The sequence below is a fragment of the Prevotella sp. P5-108 genome, from assembly GCF_002251385.1.
In the GTDB taxonomy this organism is placed as follows: Bacteria; Bacteroidota; Bacteroidia; order Bacteroidales; family Bacteroidaceae; genus Prevotella.
The window spans coordinates 17,436-35,076 of the sequence record NZ_NPJJ01000036.1 but is presented as its reverse complement, the minus strand read 5'-3'; the positions used below and the strand labels follow the sequence as shown (position 1 = coordinate 35,076).

The 17,641-nt window shown below is 46.8% G+C and carries 23 protein-coding genes and 1 pseudogene; 14 read left to right on the top strand and 10 right to left on the bottom strand.

Features of this window, described 5'->3' with window-relative positions:
- Positions 1-91 (top strand): annotated as a pseudogene (locus tag CIK95_RS13345) (transposase); the annotation flags it as partial.
- Here CIK95_RS13345 and CIK95_RS07090 read toward each other — a convergent pair.
- Positions 88-741, bottom strand: coding sequence for a methyltransferase domain-containing protein (locus CIK95_RS07090; RefSeq protein WP_254046437.1), 654 nt, complete (start codon positions 739-741; stop codon positions 88-90). The pseudogene CIK95_RS13345 and the gene CIK95_RS07090 sit on opposite strands and share 4 nt — an antisense overlap.
- Before the next feature lie 228 nt (positions 742-969).
- Between CIK95_RS07090 and CIK95_RS07085 the strand changes: the two genes are divergently transcribed.
- A complete protein-coding gene (locus CIK95_RS07085; RefSeq protein ID WP_094381291.1) occupies positions 970-2,259 on the top strand; it encodes an IS1380-like element IS614 family transposase in 1,290 nt (429 codons plus the stop codon).
- A gap of 164 nt (positions 2,260-2,423) precedes the next feature.
- Here CIK95_RS07085 and CIK95_RS13465 read toward each other — a convergent pair whose 3' ends face one another.
- From CIK95_RS13465 to CIK95_RS07045, 9 genes are all read right to left on the bottom strand, one after another.
- Positions 2,424-2,744, bottom strand: coding sequence for a hypothetical protein (locus tag CIK95_RS13465; protein ID WP_254046436.1), 321 nt, complete (start codon positions 2,742-2,744; stop codon positions 2,424-2,426).
- A gap of 320 nt (positions 2,745-3,064) precedes the next feature.
- Positions 3,065-3,409: a hypothetical protein gene (locus CIK95_RS07075; RefSeq protein ID WP_094378783.1), complete on the bottom strand. Its 345-nt coding sequence runs from the start codon at positions 3,407-3,409 to the stop codon at positions 3,065-3,067.
- 5 nt (positions 3,410-3,414) lie between these two features.
- Positions 3,415-4,167, bottom strand: a complete 753-nt coding sequence (locus CIK95_RS07070) for a ParA family protein (RefSeq protein ID WP_094378785.1) — start codon at positions 4,165-4,167, stop codon at positions 3,415-3,417.
- A 161-nt stretch (positions 4,168-4,328) separates the two neighbouring features.
- A complete protein-coding gene (locus tag CIK95_RS12845; RefSeq protein ID WP_144007540.1) occupies positions 4,329-4,496 on the bottom strand; it encodes a ribonuclease P in 168 nt (55 codons plus the stop codon).
- 56 nt (positions 4,497-4,552) lie between these two features.
- The gene (locus CIK95_RS07065) at positions 4,553-5,134 is read right to left on the bottom strand and encodes a hypothetical protein (RefSeq protein WP_094440821.1); all 582 of its coding nucleotides are present in this window, start codon (positions 5,132-5,134) and stop codon (positions 4,553-4,555) included.
- Between the two features lie 53 nt (positions 5,135-5,187).
- Positions 5,188-5,433, bottom strand: a complete 246-nt coding sequence (locus tag CIK95_RS07060; RefSeq protein ID WP_173839808.1) for a hypothetical protein — start codon at positions 5,431-5,433, stop codon at positions 5,188-5,190.
- The gene (locus tag CIK95_RS07055; protein ID WP_094466634.1) at positions 5,430-5,651 is read right to left on the bottom strand and encodes a DUF3873 family protein; all 222 of its coding nucleotides are present in this window, start codon (positions 5,649-5,651) and stop codon (positions 5,430-5,432) included. Before CIK95_RS07055 ends, CIK95_RS07060 begins: the two co-directional genes overlap by 4 nt.
- A 19-nt stretch (positions 5,652-5,670) precedes the next feature.
- Positions 5,671-6,021 (bottom strand): hypothetical protein, encoded by a 351-nt coding sequence (locus tag CIK95_RS07050; protein WP_094378792.1) that lies wholly within the window; start codon positions 6,019-6,021, stop codon positions 5,671-5,673.
- A 321-nt stretch (positions 6,022-6,342) separates the two neighbouring features.
- Entirely contained in the window at positions 6,343-6,720 is a 378-nt protein-coding gene (locus CIK95_RS07045; RefSeq protein WP_027326084.1) for a single-stranded DNA-binding protein, read from the bottom strand.
- 1,673 nt (positions 6,721-8,393) lie between these two features.
- Here CIK95_RS07045 and CIK95_RS07035 point away from each other — a divergent pair.
- From CIK95_RS07035 to CIK95_RS06980, 12 genes are all read left to right on the top strand, one after another.
- Complete coding sequence (locus tag CIK95_RS07035; protein WP_094386646.1) at positions 8,394-9,011, top strand: YqiA/YcfP family alpha/beta fold hydrolase; 618 nt, start codon at positions 8,394-8,396, stop codon at positions 9,009-9,011.
- The gene (locus CIK95_RS07030; RefSeq protein WP_094388271.1) at positions 8,995-9,288 is read left to right on the top strand and encodes a DUF1294 domain-containing protein; all 294 of its coding nucleotides are present in this window, start codon (positions 8,995-8,997) and stop codon (positions 9,286-9,288) included. The genes CIK95_RS07035 and CIK95_RS07030 overlap by 17 nt, the downstream gene beginning before the upstream one ends.
- A 6-nt stretch (positions 9,289-9,294) precedes the next feature.
- The gene (locus tag CIK95_RS13180; protein ID WP_158214728.1) at positions 9,295-9,459 is read left to right on the top strand and encodes a hypothetical protein; all 165 of its coding nucleotides are present in this window, start codon (positions 9,295-9,297) and stop codon (positions 9,457-9,459) included.
- Positions 9,460-9,884: 425 nt separating this feature from the next.
- A complete protein-coding gene (locus CIK95_RS07025; protein ID WP_094466633.1) occupies positions 9,885-10,418 on the top strand; it encodes a methylated-DNA--[protein]-cysteine S-methyltransferase in 534 nt (177 codons plus the stop codon).
- Positions 10,419-10,834: 416 nt separating this feature from the next.
- A complete protein-coding gene (locus tag CIK95_RS07015; RefSeq protein WP_094466627.1) occupies positions 10,835-11,593 on the top strand; it encodes a YaaA family protein in 759 nt (252 codons plus the stop codon).
- Positions 11,594-11,610: 17 nt separating this feature from the next.
- Positions 11,611-12,078, top strand: coding sequence for a peroxiredoxin (locus CIK95_RS07010; RefSeq protein ID WP_022311075.1), 468 nt, complete (start codon positions 11,611-11,613; stop codon positions 12,076-12,078).
- A gap of 253 nt (positions 12,079-12,331) precedes the next feature.
- Positions 12,332-12,808, top strand: coding sequence for a PaaI family thioesterase (locus CIK95_RS07005; RefSeq protein ID WP_094466632.1), 477 nt, complete (start codon positions 12,332-12,334; stop codon positions 12,806-12,808).
- Complete coding sequence (locus CIK95_RS07000) at positions 12,808-13,221, top strand: secondary thiamine-phosphate synthase enzyme YjbQ (RefSeq protein WP_094466626.1); 414 nt, start codon at positions 12,808-12,810, stop codon at positions 13,219-13,221. The genes CIK95_RS07005 and CIK95_RS07000 overlap by 1 nt, the downstream gene beginning before the upstream one ends.
- 69 nt (positions 13,222-13,290) lie before the next feature.
- Positions 13,291-14,340 carry an alcohol dehydrogenase gene (locus CIK95_RS06995; protein WP_094466625.1) on the top strand — a complete coding sequence of 350 codons (1,050 nt, stop codon included), beginning with the start codon at positions 13,291-13,293 and terminating at the stop codon, positions 14,338-14,340.
- Between the two features lie 248 nt (positions 14,341-14,588).
- On the top strand, positions 14,589-15,425 hold the full coding sequence (gene ispE / locus CIK95_RS06990; RefSeq protein WP_094466624.1) for a 4-(cytidine 5'-diphospho)-2-C-methyl-D-erythritol kinase: 837 nt from the start codon (positions 14,589-14,591) through the stop codon (positions 15,423-15,425).
- Between the two features lie 9 nt (positions 15,426-15,434).
- Complete coding sequence (locus CIK95_RS06985) at positions 15,435-15,962, top strand: NUDIX domain-containing protein (RefSeq protein ID WP_094466623.1); 528 nt, start codon at positions 15,435-15,437, stop codon at positions 15,960-15,962.
- A 98-nt stretch (positions 15,963-16,060) separates the two neighbouring features.
- On the top strand, positions 16,061-17,626 hold the full coding sequence (locus CIK95_RS06980; protein ID WP_094422182.1) for an acyl-CoA carboxylase subunit beta: 1,566 nt from the start codon (positions 16,061-16,063) through the stop codon (positions 17,624-17,626).
- Positions 17,627-17,641 lie beyond the last annotated feature (15 nt).

The following is a 17,641-nucleotide window of genomic DNA, read 5'->3' as shown; positions in this document are numbered from 1 at the left end:
CAATGCTAAAATCAAGGCTTTTAGAACACAGTTCAGAGGTGTAGGGGATATCAGGTTCTTCATGTACAGGCTGGCAACACTTTATTCCTAACATACGGTGTTACCAACCGGAAAAATCCGCTGACCCTTTTTCAAGTGTGCTTGCACTTTAGTCCTGATTTCCCTCAAATGATTTTTCGTAGGAATTACTTTCACAACATATCCGTTAGGAGATAGCAATCGCTGAAATTCTTTGTAGTGTGCAGGCGAAAATATGTCTAAAATACAATCCATACTTCCGTCTTTCAAAGGGATTTTTGATAAGTCAGTAACAAACCACTTCACTGCTTTGCGCTTGTCTTTTTTTGATGCAATCTGTATTGCCTCCCTTGACAAGTCAAAGGCAAAGATGTTTCGTTCTGTTCTTTGCTGTATCTGCCTTGCATAGAAACCCTCGCCGCAACCAACATCTAAAATGTTTCTTATAGATGGCGTATCAGAAATAAACTGTATGATTTTCTCCAACACAACATCATACATGCCATACTCCAAAATTTGGTGCCGGTTGTCAAAAGACCGCTTGCTGTAGTTGGTTTTGGGCGATGATTTTAACAACAAATTTACATACCCATATCTTGAAATATCAAAGCAATGTCCATGTCTACAAATTAGGCTATTGCCTTGTATATCCATTGATTTTGTGCAAATTGGGCATTGAAAATAAACCTTGCTGTCTGCAAAGCGTGATAAATTATTATTCATTTGTTTTTCCTCCGTAATTACATCTCTGCTTCAATAAGCGAGTTATGCAATACGGATAACCGCAACATAACTCGCGGTTTTATCTTAATCTCCTTAATTCCGCAACACTTTGATTTAACTTTATTTATAAGTTCCTGAGCAACAAAAAGTTGCTCAGGATTTTGCCATGTCAGATTTTTCACTTATCTTAGTGTTGCAAATCAAAACAAGCGTAAATCGTAACAAGACATGGCAAAGGTACAAATAAAATCTGAAAAACTCACACCTTTTGGAGGAATTTTTTCAATCATGGAGCAATTTGACTCCATGCTTTCACCTATTATCGACCAGACACTTGGTCAGAGATGCCGCAGTATCATCGGATACCAGTACAGCGAAATTATTCGTTCTCTGATGAGCGTATACTTCTGTGGCGGTTCATGCGTGGAGGATGTAACATCGCATCTGATGCGTCATCTCTCGTATCATCCGACCTTGCGCACATGCAGCTCTGATACCATCCTCAGAGCCATCAAGGAACTGACACAGGAAAACATCTCATATACTTCCGATAAGGGCAAGACCTATGATTTCAATACGGCAGACAAGCTCAACGCCTTGCTTATAAAAGCCTTGGTTTCCACTGGTGAACTGAATGAGGTGGAAACCTACGATGTTGATTTCGACCATCAGTTCCTTGAAACAGAGAAGTATGATGCAAAACCGACATACAAGAAGTTCCTCGGCTACAGACCTGGCGTATATGTCATCGGTGACATGATTGTCTATGTCGAGAACAGCGATGGCAACACAAATGTGCGCTTTTATCAGGCTGAGACCCACAAGAGATTCTTTGCCCTACTGGAAGCCAACAGCATCCGTGTGAATCGCTTCAGAGCCGACTGTGGTTCGTGCTCGAAGGAAATTGTCAGTGAGATAGAGAAGCATTGCACGCACTTCTACATCCGCGCCAACAGATGCAGTTCGCTCTACGATGACTTGTTTTCACTGAGGGGATGGAAGACGGAGGAAATCAACGGCATCCAGTTTGAACTCAATTCCATTCTTGTTGAGAAATGGGAAGGCAAGTGCTATCGTCTTGTCATTCAGAGACAAAAGCGCATGGATGGAGAGCTTGACTTGTGGGAAGGTGAATACACCTACAGATGCATTCTTACCAACGATTATGACTCATCAACAAGAGACATCGTCGAATTTTACAACAAGCGTGGGGGCAAAGAGCGTATATTCGATGATATGAACAACGGATTCGGCTGGAACAGGCTCCCCAAGTCGTTCATGTCAGAGAACACCGTATTCCTTCTGCTTACGGCATTGATACACAATTTCTATAAGACCATCATTAGCAAGCTTGACACCAAGGCTTTCGGGCTCAAGGAAACGAGTCGCATAAAGGCTTTTGTCTTCAGCTTCATCTCCGTACCTGCCAAGTGGATCATGACAGCAAGGCAATACGTGCTGAATATCTATACTGAAAACCGGGCTTATGCAAGACCTTTCAAAACTGGATTCGGATAAAGTCCGTTCCTTATGGTTTTAATCTGCGTATTGCCTCAAGTCGCATTGTGGGGTAAGGGGAAGGTATGCACAAATCGGACAAAATTCACGCTCATACTATCATGATGCATAGTGTTCAAGCTCTTTACTGCAATTGAGATTGCCATTGAGATTGCTTGCGGATTTTAGGAATAAACAAAGGAATAGTTCACGTTGAAACATACATCAGACACCTTCATGGTGGTAATGACCATAGACCTATCCTCGGTGGTGAAACAGTATTGGTAGGAAGGTTCATCGGATGCAGATACGAGAGTGTAGTGTTTCTTCAGATAGTCTATTATCAGACGGCTGTTGGAGATAAGTTCCGTATCAATGACTGAATACAGGGTGCTGTCGCTTCGCAAGAAACTATAGAGAATAGCCTCGTTGCCATTACCCGTCTTATATGCCAACTGAAAACTATCAGCGGTCTTGTTCTCTGCCTCGAAATGGTAACGCATCATTGTAACACTCATGTAAGCTGTTACTTCATCCAAGGACGCACCTTTGATGTGATACGGCTCTACCCATACTTTGAGCTCGGATGATGGTTTTTCAGTTCCTTCGATAATGTCATTATCACCACAAGAGGTAAACACTGTTGCCACCAACAATGACAGGATGGCGGTTAGGAAATACTTTTTCATTGTCTTTTTATTTTATTGGTTACTAATGTTTTGAACTATGTTCTCACGTCCACATATATATATGTATTCATGTCTATATGTATTCATGTCCACATGTGTACACGTCCACACATATACATGGCTACTTATCCACATGGCTACATCACCTCATGAATTTCTTTCGACCTGATTTTCTTCACCTTTCCGTGCTTGGACTCATAAGCCTCTATACCTTGTTTCATTACATATTCCATAAAGGAACGGATAGTAAAGCCTTCTTTGTGGGCAATGGCTTGCACCTTGTCCACAAGGGCTTTTGAGCATATAAAGGAGAAGTGTCGCCAAGTGTCATCAGGCTTTTCCTTGGTTGTTGCTTTCGTAGATGGTGCTAGAGCATCATTCTCTGGTAAAGGAGCAGCCGGATCTTCATACCTGTCCTGCGGCTTGACGACAGCATTTCCCAAGATATTGCCAAGCAGGATGTCCATATTCTTCTTTCCCATGGTCTTTATTGATTACGTGAAATAATCTCCTCCGTCAACGCAAGGTAATCTTTGGCTCCATTGGAGTTAGGGTCGTACTCGAAGATGCTTTTTCCGCTTCCTGCCGACTCGGCGAGGGCTATGTTCTCACGGATTCGGGTCTTCATGGTGATGCTTTCGTAGCGAGACTTTACGGCTTGCTCAACCACCTTGTTCAGTTTTCGATGGTTGAAGCGGGCTATGAACACACCTCCCAGGCGAAGAGAGGGCTTCACTCTTTGGAGGTTGGTCACAAAAGCATCAAGCATCCTCATTCCTTTGAGCGGAAGCAGCTCAGGAGTCATTGGCACGATGATTTCATCGGCTGCAAGAAAGGCATTCGTGGTGACGATGCCCAATGAAGGTGGGCAGTCGATGAGGATGTATTCATAGTCCTGTCTGATTGGGTCAAGAAGCCTACTGAGCAGCTGTTCTCTTGCCAGGAGATTGGTCAGGGCAATCTCCGCACTCGCCATTTCAAGTGAAGATGGCACAAGGTCGAGATTTTCCCTAATATGCTTCACTGGCAATGGTGCTCCATCTACGAGAGCATCAAAGATGCTGGTCTCAATCTCATCTTCGTTAGGGATGAAATACAATGTGAGATTTGCCTGTCCATCGAGGTCGATGAGCAGGACTTTCTTTCCCATTTGCGCCATGCAAGCCCCGATAGAGGCTGTGGAAGTGGTCTTTGACACCCCTCCTTTGTGGTTGGCGAACGTAATGATTTTCTGTTTCATACTTATTTCCATTATGTATATATGTATAAATGTGTACAACTATACAAGTCCACAAGGCTACGTGGCTACTTGTATTAACGTGTACAAAGTTACTGACGTTACTTTGGTTAGCCTTGTCACTTCTCCTGACAGCCTTTATAGTCAGGAGAAGTGTTAGGTGGTCAGAGTATAAACACCTCGTCTCTGAGTACTGTCACCTCTGCACCATTGCTCACTTGTACAAGCAGTTCCTTTCCATAATCTTCAATGATTGTAGCAAAGCGGCAGCCTTTCCATGGGGTTCCCAGTTCGCAAGACTCTCCCAATAATTCTGATTCATATTCGTACATATTCTGTGTAGGTTTAATGCGAGAGCACAAGGCTTGCTCATGCTCTCGCTTGTTTCTTATTCAAAAGTGAAGACCCGAATATAGAAGTAGGTTTCTTCATTCTCATACTCATACTCGTTGATGAAGTCAACCATCTGTTCCTCTGTGCGTTCTCCTTGTTCGATTCCGGTCTTTGATACCCATTCGTTGATAGCATCCTTCACCGTATCGTAAACGTCATCATAAGCGTCCTCAAATGGTTTGCCGTTTGAACTGACACAACACTCTTCGGGGAAAAAAGAGCCTTCATCATGGACGTAGTAAACTTCGCATCCACATTCACAAACTCGGTAACTGATAGAGAGTTCATCGTGTAGATGATGGTTTATCTCCTCAAAGAGTTCGGTGCACGCATCCCATGCGCTTTCTGTCTCAAACGATAGAAGAGTATTCTCGTCATCTTCCTCATACTCTGCCCAATAGATATGCCCTCTGACGCTGATTTGCTTTGCTCCGTAGTCGATGCCATAGAAGTCTGCCAATTCGTTCAGCCATACATTCTTGGTGTTCACATTCATGCCCTGAAGGGTCTTCCAAAGGTCGCTCACAGCCTTGCGAGAACCTGTCACCTTGTAGGTGGTAGTTGCCTGATTTGCCATAACTGTCTATTTGTTTATTGTGAAATGTGGGCGGTAGATGCACCGCCACACTATTAGTATTCTGCTATTACTGCGAAGGTGGCATGATGTTCAAGCCATTCTCTTACGCATTCCATATTATACTCGCTTGTGATGACTGCCGTTTGTTCGTCTATTGCGGTGAAACGTGTGCTTTCGTAATCGTCAATCCACTCTTTCAGATTGCCAACTCCCAAAAAAGCCACATCGTTAAAGACTTCATCTATTACTGCAATGGGCGAGTTAAATCTGACAACAAGTGTCTTATAATGAGTAATCATCTTGTTCCCTCCTTCCTTTTCATCCATTCATCACGCTTCTTCCGGTACTCTTCAAGCGTTGCGCATACACAAGAGAAGAGTTCGCCGTCCACATGTCGGTAGTCATATTGTACAAGTGTACGTCTCTTTCTGCCTATGCCCGACTGATATTTCTCGTATTTCTCAGCACCTGCGATGGTGCAGGTGCTTACTCCATTGATAGTCATTTTCTGTTCCATATCTGAATTGATAGAATTGTTACCATTCTGTGTAATAACTCTGGTCATTGCTTTCGCATTCTTCTGCCCACTCTTCATCTGTGAAGTCACTATGTAAGCAATCCTCGCTGCAATAGTAGGCTACTCCCATATCCACACAATAGCCTTCACGCATGAGTTTGCCGCACTCAGAGCATCTACGGCAGGCTCTGTCAGTGTCCCACCAATAATCCACAAAGGACTCAGCAATTACGTCTTCGCTTGTGTTCTCGTCCCACTTGTCACGGTAGAAGTCCGCAAACTTGTTCAACTCATCCTTGCTGAAAAGTTCCTGGTCTGTGCCACTAACACCCTTGGTCAGTCGGCTCAAAATCGATTCTCTTGTCGTCATATTGATATTGTTTTTTCTCCCTTTCGTAGATCAACTACTTCGGGAATGGTTAAAAATTATGTTGCTTTCAGAAGGTGTTACGGCTATCTTGGCAAGGTTTTGATGCAAAATACTACCCGAAAGGTGTGGAGATTTTCCATCAAAGCGGGCAGCCTTGACCTTGCAGGAGATGAGACGTAACCATTACCTTCGCAACAGAATTTCTACCGATTCCCAGAAGTCGATGTATGGCAATCATTATAACAGGAACACCCATTCGGCAAAGAAAAGGAGATGCATAAAAAAAGCGACCCGAAGGCCGCTCTTTGATGACGAGAAGGGTTATTTGCCCTTCTTTGTCTTGCTCTCCTGTGGAGCAGGAGTTTCTTCTTTCTCCACAGCTTCGTAGAACTTGGTTGCGACGAGAACCACACGGTTGTGCTTAACTCCATCGGCATCCTGCCATTCCTCAGGCTTGAAGTAGCCTTCTACCGTAAGGAGAGTTCCCTTTACAAGGCGATCGAAGGAAGAGGTGTTCTCGTTTTTGCGCCATGCCTCTACATTCATGAAGGCTGATGTGCGGTTTGTTTCCTCGCCATTCTTCTCAGTACGGCTGATGGCCAGTGAGAAACGTGCAACGCTTGCTGTTGAGAACTGATGGATGCTTGCATCCTTACCTACGAAACCGCTTACTACGAAAGAATTTTCAATCTTTTTCATAACTTTGATATTTTAGAAGTGAAACATTTATTTTTTACGTTGCTATCAGAGTTAGCAAGGAAAGCAGGCAAGCAAGGAATTACCGAATTATTTCACCTTGGCACAGAAAAGTTTTTTGGATGATGTCAGACGAAAAAGTTTTTGAAATAATTCAGGTAATAAGGCACTGATACTTGATACAATGCGGCTTGCACTAACTTTGCGACGGAAAAAGTAAGTGTGTCTGCTTCGTCCAAAATAAGAAGTGGAGAAAAGTACAGAAAATCAAGTAGTCGGTGTTAGGTAAAGGAAACAGGTATCTATATCAGATAAACAAGCGATGAACAAATATCGTGCAGATAGCCGTTGAAGGATGGTCGGAAACTGAGCAACAGCATGAAGAGATTGGGGGTGCAAATACGATGAAAAAGACGGAGAACGCACAAGGAAGGGAACATGAGGAAGGCACACCTGGGGATTAGGATGTCGAGAGTAAACGCAATACGGTTCTCGCAACGATTCACAGAAGCTAAAGAAAGAGGTAATTCAGCAAGGAGAAAAAAGAAGGACTGACCCTGCCGTCAATGAGCAGCCATCGGGCTCAACTTATGGCATGTAAGTTTAAGTTTAGAATTACTCATGTATATATACATGTTCTCCAAACTCAAATGTCATGACCTCAAATGGCTTAGAACAGGAACAGAGATTGAGTTTACAGGTTTATGAAAGCCATATATATGTATATGACGAAATAAACTTGTATGAATAGCTGATACTCCATTTTTTCTTTCTCTTTACTGAAGAAAGTTAAATTTTGAGGTGTTTTGACTGATTTCAGTATAAAAATGCCACAATGAAAAGTATTTGTGGTAATTTTGCATCATCATTAGAACAGGTAATATAGATTGCAACTCATACATCTTATCGGCAAGATGTCGAGCCAAGATAGAATTGCATTCTCCAAAAAGCATGAAAGCATATGCCAGAATGAACACATACAAGTTCTTCGAGGTGTTCATGTTGAACAACTGGATCTGCAGAACAAAGCAAGATTACGCTACGTTTTGATATGAGCACATAGCAATATCGTGTTATTGTATGTTAAATATGTTAATTTTACAATCTGCAAAATAAGGTTCAAAATGAAAAGAAGAGAAAGCAAAACTTAGACAAATAGCTGATAATCAAGCTAAAATGTTTTCAAAAGGACAACGGCTCAACTATCGTCCTTTTAATACGTAAAACACTGATAATCAGATGTGTTGAAAATCTGCGTGGGAAAGTAGAAAATGTTAATTAGAAGACATCTCCCCAATGGAAGGTCAAATCATGGCAAAACAGCAAAACCGCTGATATTCAAAGGATTAACAGGGAAGTGCAGAGAGTGTGACCAACGGCTCAATTACCGACCTTTATACACTATATTCACTGATAGTCAGAGTGTTACACGCTCTGTATTGGAAAGTAGGACGTGAAAACAAGAGAAAACAAATATGAACACTACAGCATATAGCGTTGAGAATCAGCGATTTGCAGAAGCAAAACCACCGTTTCTAACAACGGCTCAAACCCTGTTCCTGCATTGTGTTTATATTTGATTATCAAGGTGTTAGATGCTCTGCATCGGCAAGTAGAGTCACACAGCATTTGCATTTTCAAGCATTTCATAGATGGTCGGAATTAAAGATTTGGGCATGAAGAAAATACTATTCTTACACGGTTTCTTTGCCACAGGCAGTTGCCCGATGGCGAAAGCCCTGCAAGAGGCTTTCGTGGGGAAGGCGGTGGTGCTGACTCCCGACTTGCCACTCCATCCCAGGGAGGCATTGAAAGCGATCAGCACCATTATCGACCGGGAGCAGCCCGACTTGCTTTTGGGCAACAGCTGCGGAGCTTTTCTTGCGCAGATGCTTGCACCTGTGGTGGACATCCCTGCCCTACTCGGCAACCCACATTTCAAGATGACGGAGTTTCTGAAAGAGCGCATCGGCGAGCATGAATACAAGGCGCCACGAAGAGACGGCAATCAGCGACTGGTGATTGACGAGGCGCTAATTGCGGAGTTTGCTGAGCTGGAAGCCATACAGTTTGCCCATTGCAACCCATATTACAAGAATCGTGTGTGGGGACTTTTTGGTGAGAAGGACACACTGGCTAACTTCTCGCCTCTTTTTCTGGAGCACTACAGCAACGCCTTCCACTTTCCTGGCGGCCACACTCCTACAGAACAGGAAGTGAAGACCTGGTACGCTCCTCTTGCCACCAAAATACTCATAGAGTTTTCTGAATACTATAATGAACACTTTGCATAGTTGCCTCTCCTACTATCTTCTTGCCATCAATGCTGTTACGTTCATAGTATACGGCATTGACAAATACGAGGCCAAGAAAGCGATGTGGCGCATTTCGGAAGCCACACTTTTGATGCTGGCTGTCCTCGGTGGAAGCATCGGAGCATGGATCGCCATGCGAGTTTGGCGCCATAAGACGATGCACAAGAAATTCAAATATGGCATTCCTGTCATTCTTTTGATACAGATTGCCCTGATAGCGTATATGCACATACCTATGTGGAGCCATATTTCTTGAGGTAATATGGCTAAGGCTATAGATTACCCTGCCGACACACGTAACAAGAGCCGAATATGGTTTATTCAACTATGCCTTGCAAGAAGAAGAAAGACCGAATGTCATCAAGCCTACATTATAAACAGACAAGCCTTCGATGAAGATGACAAGGACCACAGCCCAGAGCAGTAGAAACGCAGTACCGATCTGTGTAGTAAACCAGAAGCCCGCCTTCACTCTATCGTATACTGGAGTTAAAATAAACAGTAGTTAAATCTACACGAAAAGTGTCTGGTTTCCACCAAATCCGTTTCTATGACTAATAAAACGCGACTGCTTGGCTTTCCGCGAAACACTGGTGACCATCTGTTCTGCGTTGCTGCAGCTTGCGTGTGGAGTCAATATGATGGCTATACGCATGTTTTCGTTGCTGATTACTACAATTATCGTACGTCAACTTTTGATTTTTAGCAAAGTAAACGTTACAGCTTATCGCTAATCGCCAGATTAGAATACCAACATTTTTTAACATGATAAAATCAAGATTAGCTGATATTTTCCGTTATTTGAGTACATTGAGACTATTAGCAGCCAACTACAACTATAAAATGACTAATATGAAAAAAGGCGTAGCCTGTTTACAGTATTATAAGTCGCCTTGCGGAGAGATGGTATTGGCTTCTGTTGATGATGAATTGTGCCTATGCGACTGGAACGACATGCCTTGTTCTGAGCGCAATATGAGACGAGTCATACGGATCATGCGTGTAGAATTTGCAAGACGCAGTTCGGATGTTATACAACGGGCCATGGGGCAACTGGATGAATACTTCACAGGAAGCCGCATGACCTTTGACATCCCATTGCATCTCTGCGGAACCGAGTTTCAGAAGCGAGTGTGGCTGTCACTGCCCTACATTCCTTACGGAGAGACCAGAAGCTACAAGGACATTGCTGTAGGCATCGGTCAACCGAATGCCGTGAGAGCGGTGGCACAGGCCATCGGAGCCAATGCCATCTCCATCCTCGTTCCTTGCCATAGAGTAATCGGATGCAACCATACTCTGACCGGTTATGCCGGCGGACTGGATGCCAAGAAGAAACTACTGGAGTTGGAGCGTCGAGAGTCATTCACGCAGCCATACTTGTGACGCCAAGCAAATGCCAACTCATATTGTCTTTTATCACCCATAAATTATTGCCAAACTAAACCAAACTTACCGCGATGGCTTTTGTGGGGAAATGGGGGTTGGAATTATTTCTTTCCGATAGGGAAATAATCTGTTCCGGGTCTGAATTCATTGTTTCGCATCATGAAACTGATTTTACGATGACCATACTATAGAATTGGCGGCGCTGTGACTGGAATTGCCTTACGGCGCAGAAGACATCTTTCATGGTATAGGTCAAGTTTTTGGCCATATTGCTTGCATATTTCAAGGATTTTTTAGAATTTTGTAAAAAGGTATTGACGAACGAAGTTTCGGTGCATGCACCGATGACTTGCAGCCCTACAGGGCTGACCTTGGACATACCCAAATAAAATCCAAAGAACACGCGAGAGAATATGCAGATACTATTGGCCAATGCAAAAATCATGTTTGACAAGGCGGAGAGGCCACCTCTCACTACCCCACTCTTCCAATCGACCGCCGACACTCTGGCTGCCGAAATGGCGAGAATGGACGTGGACGAACTGGCACGCCAACTGGACTGCAGCCACAAGATAGCTGCCGAAAACCTGAAGCGATATCACGCCTATGCCACGGCGACCAAGCTGCCAGCGATACTTGCTTACAACGGGCAGGCATACAAGCACCTCAGAGCTGCCTCACTGGGCGAAGAAGCGCTGATATATGCGCAGAAACACCTCTGGATAACATGTTTTCTCTATGGCATACTTCGTCCCATGGACGGTATAGTGCCCTATCGCATGGAGCATTGTGTATCATTAGATGCCACCAATGACAAGCCGGTCAATCAGTTTTGGAAAGACAGGCTGACAGAGGTGCTCATAGACAGCGTGAAGATGGACGACGGAATCCTGATACACCTCTCGACCGAAGAATATGAGCATCTGTTCGACTGGAAGAGAGTCTGCCAGGAGGTGAGAGTCATCCATCCCTTGTTCTATGTGCGACAGCGAGACGGCAGTCTCAAGATGCAAGCCGTGTGGGCCAAGTCGTGCCGTGGAGCAATGGTAAGATACATAGCGAACAACCAACTGGTCAGCCCTGCAGAATTGACCACATTCAGTTACGAAGGATTCGAATACGCGCCCCACATGGGCGACGAGGCCTTCCCCCATTTCGTCAGAGAACTATAACCCAATACACCACAACCATGACTATAGGAGATAAAATTCCAGAGATTCTTGGCATAGACCAAGACGGACACGAAATTAAAGCGAGCGACTATCGCGGTCGCAAGATAGTGCTTTACAGCTATCCCAAAGCCAACACCAGCGGATGCACAGCCGAAGCCTGTTCGCTGCAAGCGCACAAGGAAGAGCTGGCTGCCGCCGGCTACGAGATTATCGGCATAAGCAAGGACAAACAAGCTCTCCAGAAGAAGTTTGCCGATGCCCACGGCCTGCAGTTCCCTCTCATTGCCGACACTGAGACCACCCTGCTGCAGCAGCTCGGCTGTTGGGGCGAGAAGGTAGCTTGTGGCCGCCACACCATCGGCATCCTGCGTACTACGTATCTCGTAAACGAAGAAGGCATCATCGAAAAGATTTTCACTCCCAAGGAAATCAAGACCAAAATACACGCCGAGCAGATACTTGGCGCTATCAATGCCGCCGAGTAGCATCGCCCGGCGGTGGCGGTCGGTGGTGGCTTCTGTCATCGTCTGCCTGAATGGGCATGGCGAGGTAGCCTTCATCATGACCAAGTCCGTCGCCGTGGCAGCATAAGCGAGCGGAAACGGGAGAACAGCCATCTCGACAAACGCAAACGTGCGCTGCGGAAAGGCAAACGAAACCCTTGAGGGCATATTGCATGTCATGCGAGCGTCTGAGACAATGGCGCTGTCACCAACTCTAACAAAAAGCATTATGGACATCAAGAAGATTATAAACCCATGGACGGGTATGGAAGGCTACAACTGCATCGGCTGTGCCCCAGACAATCCCTTCGGCGTACACCTCTGTTTCTATGAAGACGGAGAGGACATCATAAGCAAGTGGAAGCCATCAGCCAACTATCAGGGGTGGCTCAACACCCTGCATGGAGGCATACAGGCGCTGCTGCTCGACGAAGTATGCGGCTGGGTGGTCATGCGCAAGCTGCAGACCACCGGTGTGACATCGAAAATGGAAACCCGCTACAAGCGGCCGATATCGACAGACGACACGGAGCTTACCATCAGGGCACACATACGCGAGCAGAGGCGCAACATCGTCGTCATCGACGCGACGCTCACCGACTCGGCCGGCAACATCTGCACCGAAGCCACTTGCACCTACTTCTCCTTCCCTCGCGAGAAGGCTGAAAGAGACATGCACTTCGTATCATGCAAAGTGGAGGGCGAAGAGTAATGATACAACAAGTGGAATTTGCGCTCGCCGCCAAGCACCGCGGATGTCACCTCGTGACCCGCGAAATCATCGACAGGCTGCCCAAGCCGCTCCCCAAGGCCGGGCTGCTCAATCTCTTTATCAAGCACACCTCCTGCGCACTAAGTATCAATGAGAATGCCGACCCAGACGTGCGCTCGGATATGGAGAAAATCATGAACCACATCGTCAGGGAGAATGAGCCTTACTACGACCATGTGCTGGAGGGTGCCGACGACATGCCGGCCCATGCCAAGAGTTCGCTCTTTGGCGTCAGCCTCAGCATCCCCATCACCGACGGAAGGCTCAACCTCGGTACGTGGCAGGGCATCTATCTCTGCGAGTTCAGAGACTATGGTGGGCCGCGGCGGATTGTGGCTACTATATATAAATAGGTATAGCAGAGAGCTGTAGACCCATGCCACCAACATTCAAGAAAAGATAACTCAAACATCTACTAAATAATGAAAGCATATACATATATCGAAAAAGGCAGATTTGCCCTGACCGAGAAACCGAAACCATCGATACAGGAGTCTACCGACGCTCTGGTGAGAGTAACGCTGAGCAGCATCTGCACCAGCGACCTCCACATCAAGCACGGTAGCGTGCCGAGAGCCGTTCCGGGCATCACCGTAGGCCACGAGATGGTGGGAGTGGTCGAGGATGTGGGCAAGGATGTGAACAAAGTAAAGGTCGGCGACCGCGTCACGGTCAACGTAGAGACGTTCTGCGGTGAGTGTTTCTACTGCAAGCATGGCTACGTGAACAACTGCACCTCACCCAATGGCGGTTGGGCCTTGGGATGCAGGATAGATGGCGGACAGACCGAATATGTACGCGTTCCGCTGGCCGACCAAGGGCTAAACCGTATTCCGGATGGCGTATCAGACGAACAGGCATTATTCACTGGCGACATACTTGCCACTGGCTTCTGGGCTGCACGTATCAGCGAAATATCCGAAGACGACACCGTGCTCATCATCGGAGCCGGCCCAACCGGTATCTGCACACTGCTCTGCGTCATGCTCAAGCATCCCAAGCGCATCATCGTGTGCGAAAAGTCGGAAGAGCGCCTCGCCTTTGTTAAGGAGCATTACCCCGATGTGCTGCTTACCGTTCCCGAAGACTGCGAGGACTTCGTCAGATCCCATAGCGACAACGGTGGCGCCGACAGAGTGCTGGAAGTGGCTGGAGGCAAGAATACCTTCGCGCTGGCTTGGAAATGCGCTCGTCCCAATGCCATTGTCACTGTCGTGGCACTCTACGACGAACCTCAGACTCTGCCCCTACCCGATATGTATGGCAAAAACCTCACCTTCAAGACCGGTGGCGTAGACGGATGCGACTGCGAAGAGATACTCCGTCTCATCGAGCAAGGCAAGATTGACACCACGCCGCTTATCACTCATCGCTTCCCCCTCAGCGAGATAGAAAAGGCGTACCGGATATTCGAAAACAAGGAAGAGGGCGTGATAAAAGTAGCGATTTATAGCCCCGACTGCGAGCGTTGATCCACTCTATAGTTCGGGGGCTGTCCTCGGCTGCCGCAAGATTATGTCCGCAATGTACCCTGGTCGTACATTGCGGCTTTTCTTTGACATCCCCTCTCCTCATAAGCGCCATTACATACACAGAGGATGCTGGGCAAGAGGTGGAGAAATGACTTTTTAGGGTATCCATCAACACTTTTTTCCTCATATCAAGCGTACGAATAATTATTTTTAACTAAATTTGCAACGCTAATAATTATGATTGCGATATGATTACATTCCCCTGCGCCAAGATTAATCTTGGTCTCAATATTGTAAACAAGCGGAGCGACGGGTATCATGAGCTCCAGACGGTGTTCTATCCCACTAAGCTCACCGATACCTTGGAAATCAAACGCATGGACGACGAATTTCCCGTAGACACTGCATGCGACCTCAAAATCTATGGTATCCCCGTTGCCTGTAACGAGCAAGACAATCTGGTGGTCAAGGCATACAATCTGATTGCCCAGGACTACGACCTTCCACGCATCCACGCCCACCTCTTCAAGCAGATACCATCTCAGGCAGGACTTGGAGGTGGCTCGAGCGATGCTGCTTACATGATACGTCTGCTGGACGAGCGGTTCAGGTTGAATATGGGCAACGCAGAGATGGAGCGCTATGCAGCCAGATTGGGTGCCGACTGCGCATTCTTCATCACAGCCGAGCCGTCGTATGCCACGGGTATCGGAGAGATACTCGAACCGACCGACGGACCATGGGATGCGCTTGACACCTACTACATAGGTATCGTCAAACCAGACATTGCCATCTCTACGAAGGAAGCCTTTGCCCACATTGTCCCACAAATGCCAGCCAAGTGTTGTCGCGACATTGTCAGACAGCCCATCGAGACTTGGCGCGACGAACTCACAAACGATTTTGAGAAACCGCTGTTTGCCCTGCATCCCGAACTTGCCGACATCAAGCAACGCCTGTATCAGGAGGGAGCCATCTATGCACAGATGAGTGGCAGCGGCAGTGCGTTCTTTGGCATCTTCGACCGCAAGGTTGACATCGGTCGTGCGTTCGATGGCATGTTCACTTTCTTTGACAAGCTCTGAGACACGACAATGAAAGACAATCGATACGAACTGTTCCCCATCGTTGACGAAGAAGGCCACTTCCTCGGCACCATATCCAGAGGCCACGCCCACGATGGCTGCAAGATACTCCACCCAGTGGTCCATCTGCACGTAATCAATGACAACGGGGACATATACCTCCAGCGCCGTCCCGAATGGAAGGATATCCAGCCTGGAAAATGGGACACCGCATGCGGAGGTCATGTTGACTTGGGCGAACACATCGAAGACGCCCTACGCAGAGAGGTAAAAGAAGAGATAGGTATAAGCGACTTTGTGCCGGAGTTCGTCACCCGCTACGCCTACGAAAGCACGACCGAATACGAGTTGGTCAACGTCTATTTGTGCCATTATCGCGGCACGATTGTCCCTGACCACGACGAGCTCGACGGAGGCAGATACTGGAGCATCCATGAGATAGAGCAAACCATCGGTAACGGCATCTTGACTCCTAACTTTGAAAGCGAATACGTCACTTATATCCAACCTTACCTCGTTCATCATAAGAGAAAATAACCACGGAATGAATTAAAATATGTTTTTTTTCTCTGATTTGAATGTTTATTAGTAACTTTGCACGAGTTTAGACAATAGAAAACATAAGATATTCGATTATGAGTAAACAAGTAGAAAAGATCAAAGAGCTGATTGCGAAGCGCGAGCAAGCACGTCTTGGAGGTGGCGAAAAGGCAATCGAAAAGCAGCATGCACGTGGCAAATATACAGCTCGTGAGCGTATAGACATGCTCTTGGATGAAGGCAGCTTCGAGGAGTACGATATGTTCAAGCTCCACAGATGCCACAACTTCGGCATGGACAAGAAGCAGTATATGGGCGATGGTGTGGTTGCGGGAAGCGGAACCATCGACGGTCGCTTGGTGTATGTATATGCACAGGACTTCACTGTAAATGGCGGTTCTCTCTCTGAGACCATGGCACAGAAGATTTGCAAGGTGATGGATATGGCTATGACTATGGGAGCCCCCGTTATCTGCATGAACGACTCTGGTGGCGCCCGCATCCAGGAGGGTATCTGCGCGCTTGCCGGATATGGCGAGATTTTCGAGCGCAACATCCTTGCATCAGGAGTAGTTCCCCAGATTAGCGCCATCCTTGGTCCCTGCGCCGGTGGAGCCGTATATTCACCCGCTCTTACCGACTTCATCATCATGAAGGAGCAGACCAGCTATATGTTCCTTACCGGCCCGAAGGTAGTAAAGACCGTTACAGGCGAGGACATTGACGCCGAGCATCTGGGAGGTGCCAGCGTACATGCCACCAAGAGCGGTGTGACCACCTTTACCGCAAAGACCGAGGAGGAGTGCATGGATATGATTAAGACACTGCTATCTTACATTCCTTCCAATAACATGGAAGAAGCACCTAGATGCGAGTGCGACGACCCCATTGACCGCAAGGCCGACCTGCTCAACGAGATTATCCCCGAGGACCCCAACCAGGCCTACGACATGTACAAGGTCATCACAGCCATTACCGACAACGGAGATTTCTTTGAGGTTCAGCCCAAGTTCGCCAAGAACATCATCACCGGCTTTGCTCGCTTCAACGGCCAGAGCGTGGGTATCGTAGCCAACCAGCCTTCTGCATACGCTGGCGTGCTCGATGTAAACGCTTCTCGTAAGGGTGCACGCTTTGTACGTTTCTGCGACGCATTCAACATTCCAATCGTATCACTGGTAGACGTACCCGGTTTCCTTCCTGGTACAGGACAGGAGTATAATGCAGTAATTCTGCACGGAGCACAGTTGCTCTACGCTTACGGCGAAGCTACAGTGCCAAAGATTACCATCACACTGCGCAAGAGCTATGGTGGTTCGCACATCGTAATGGGTTGCAAGCAGCTGCGTGCTGACCTCAATTTCGCATGGCCTTCATCAGAGATAGCCGTAATGGGTGCCAGCGGTGCAGTAGCCGTATTGTGCGCCCGCGAGGCCAAAGCCAAGAAGGAGGCAGGCGAGGATGTAAACGCATTCTTGGCCGAGAAGGAAGAGGAATACACAGAGATGTTTGCCAATCCGTATCAGGCAGCCCAGTATGGTTACATTGATGATGTGATTGAGCCTCGCAACACCCGCTTCCGTATATGCCGCGGTCTGGCTCAGCTGGCTACCAAGAAGCAGTCATTACCAGCAAAGAAACATGGCTGTATGCCAATGTAATCAAAGGAGAAACGA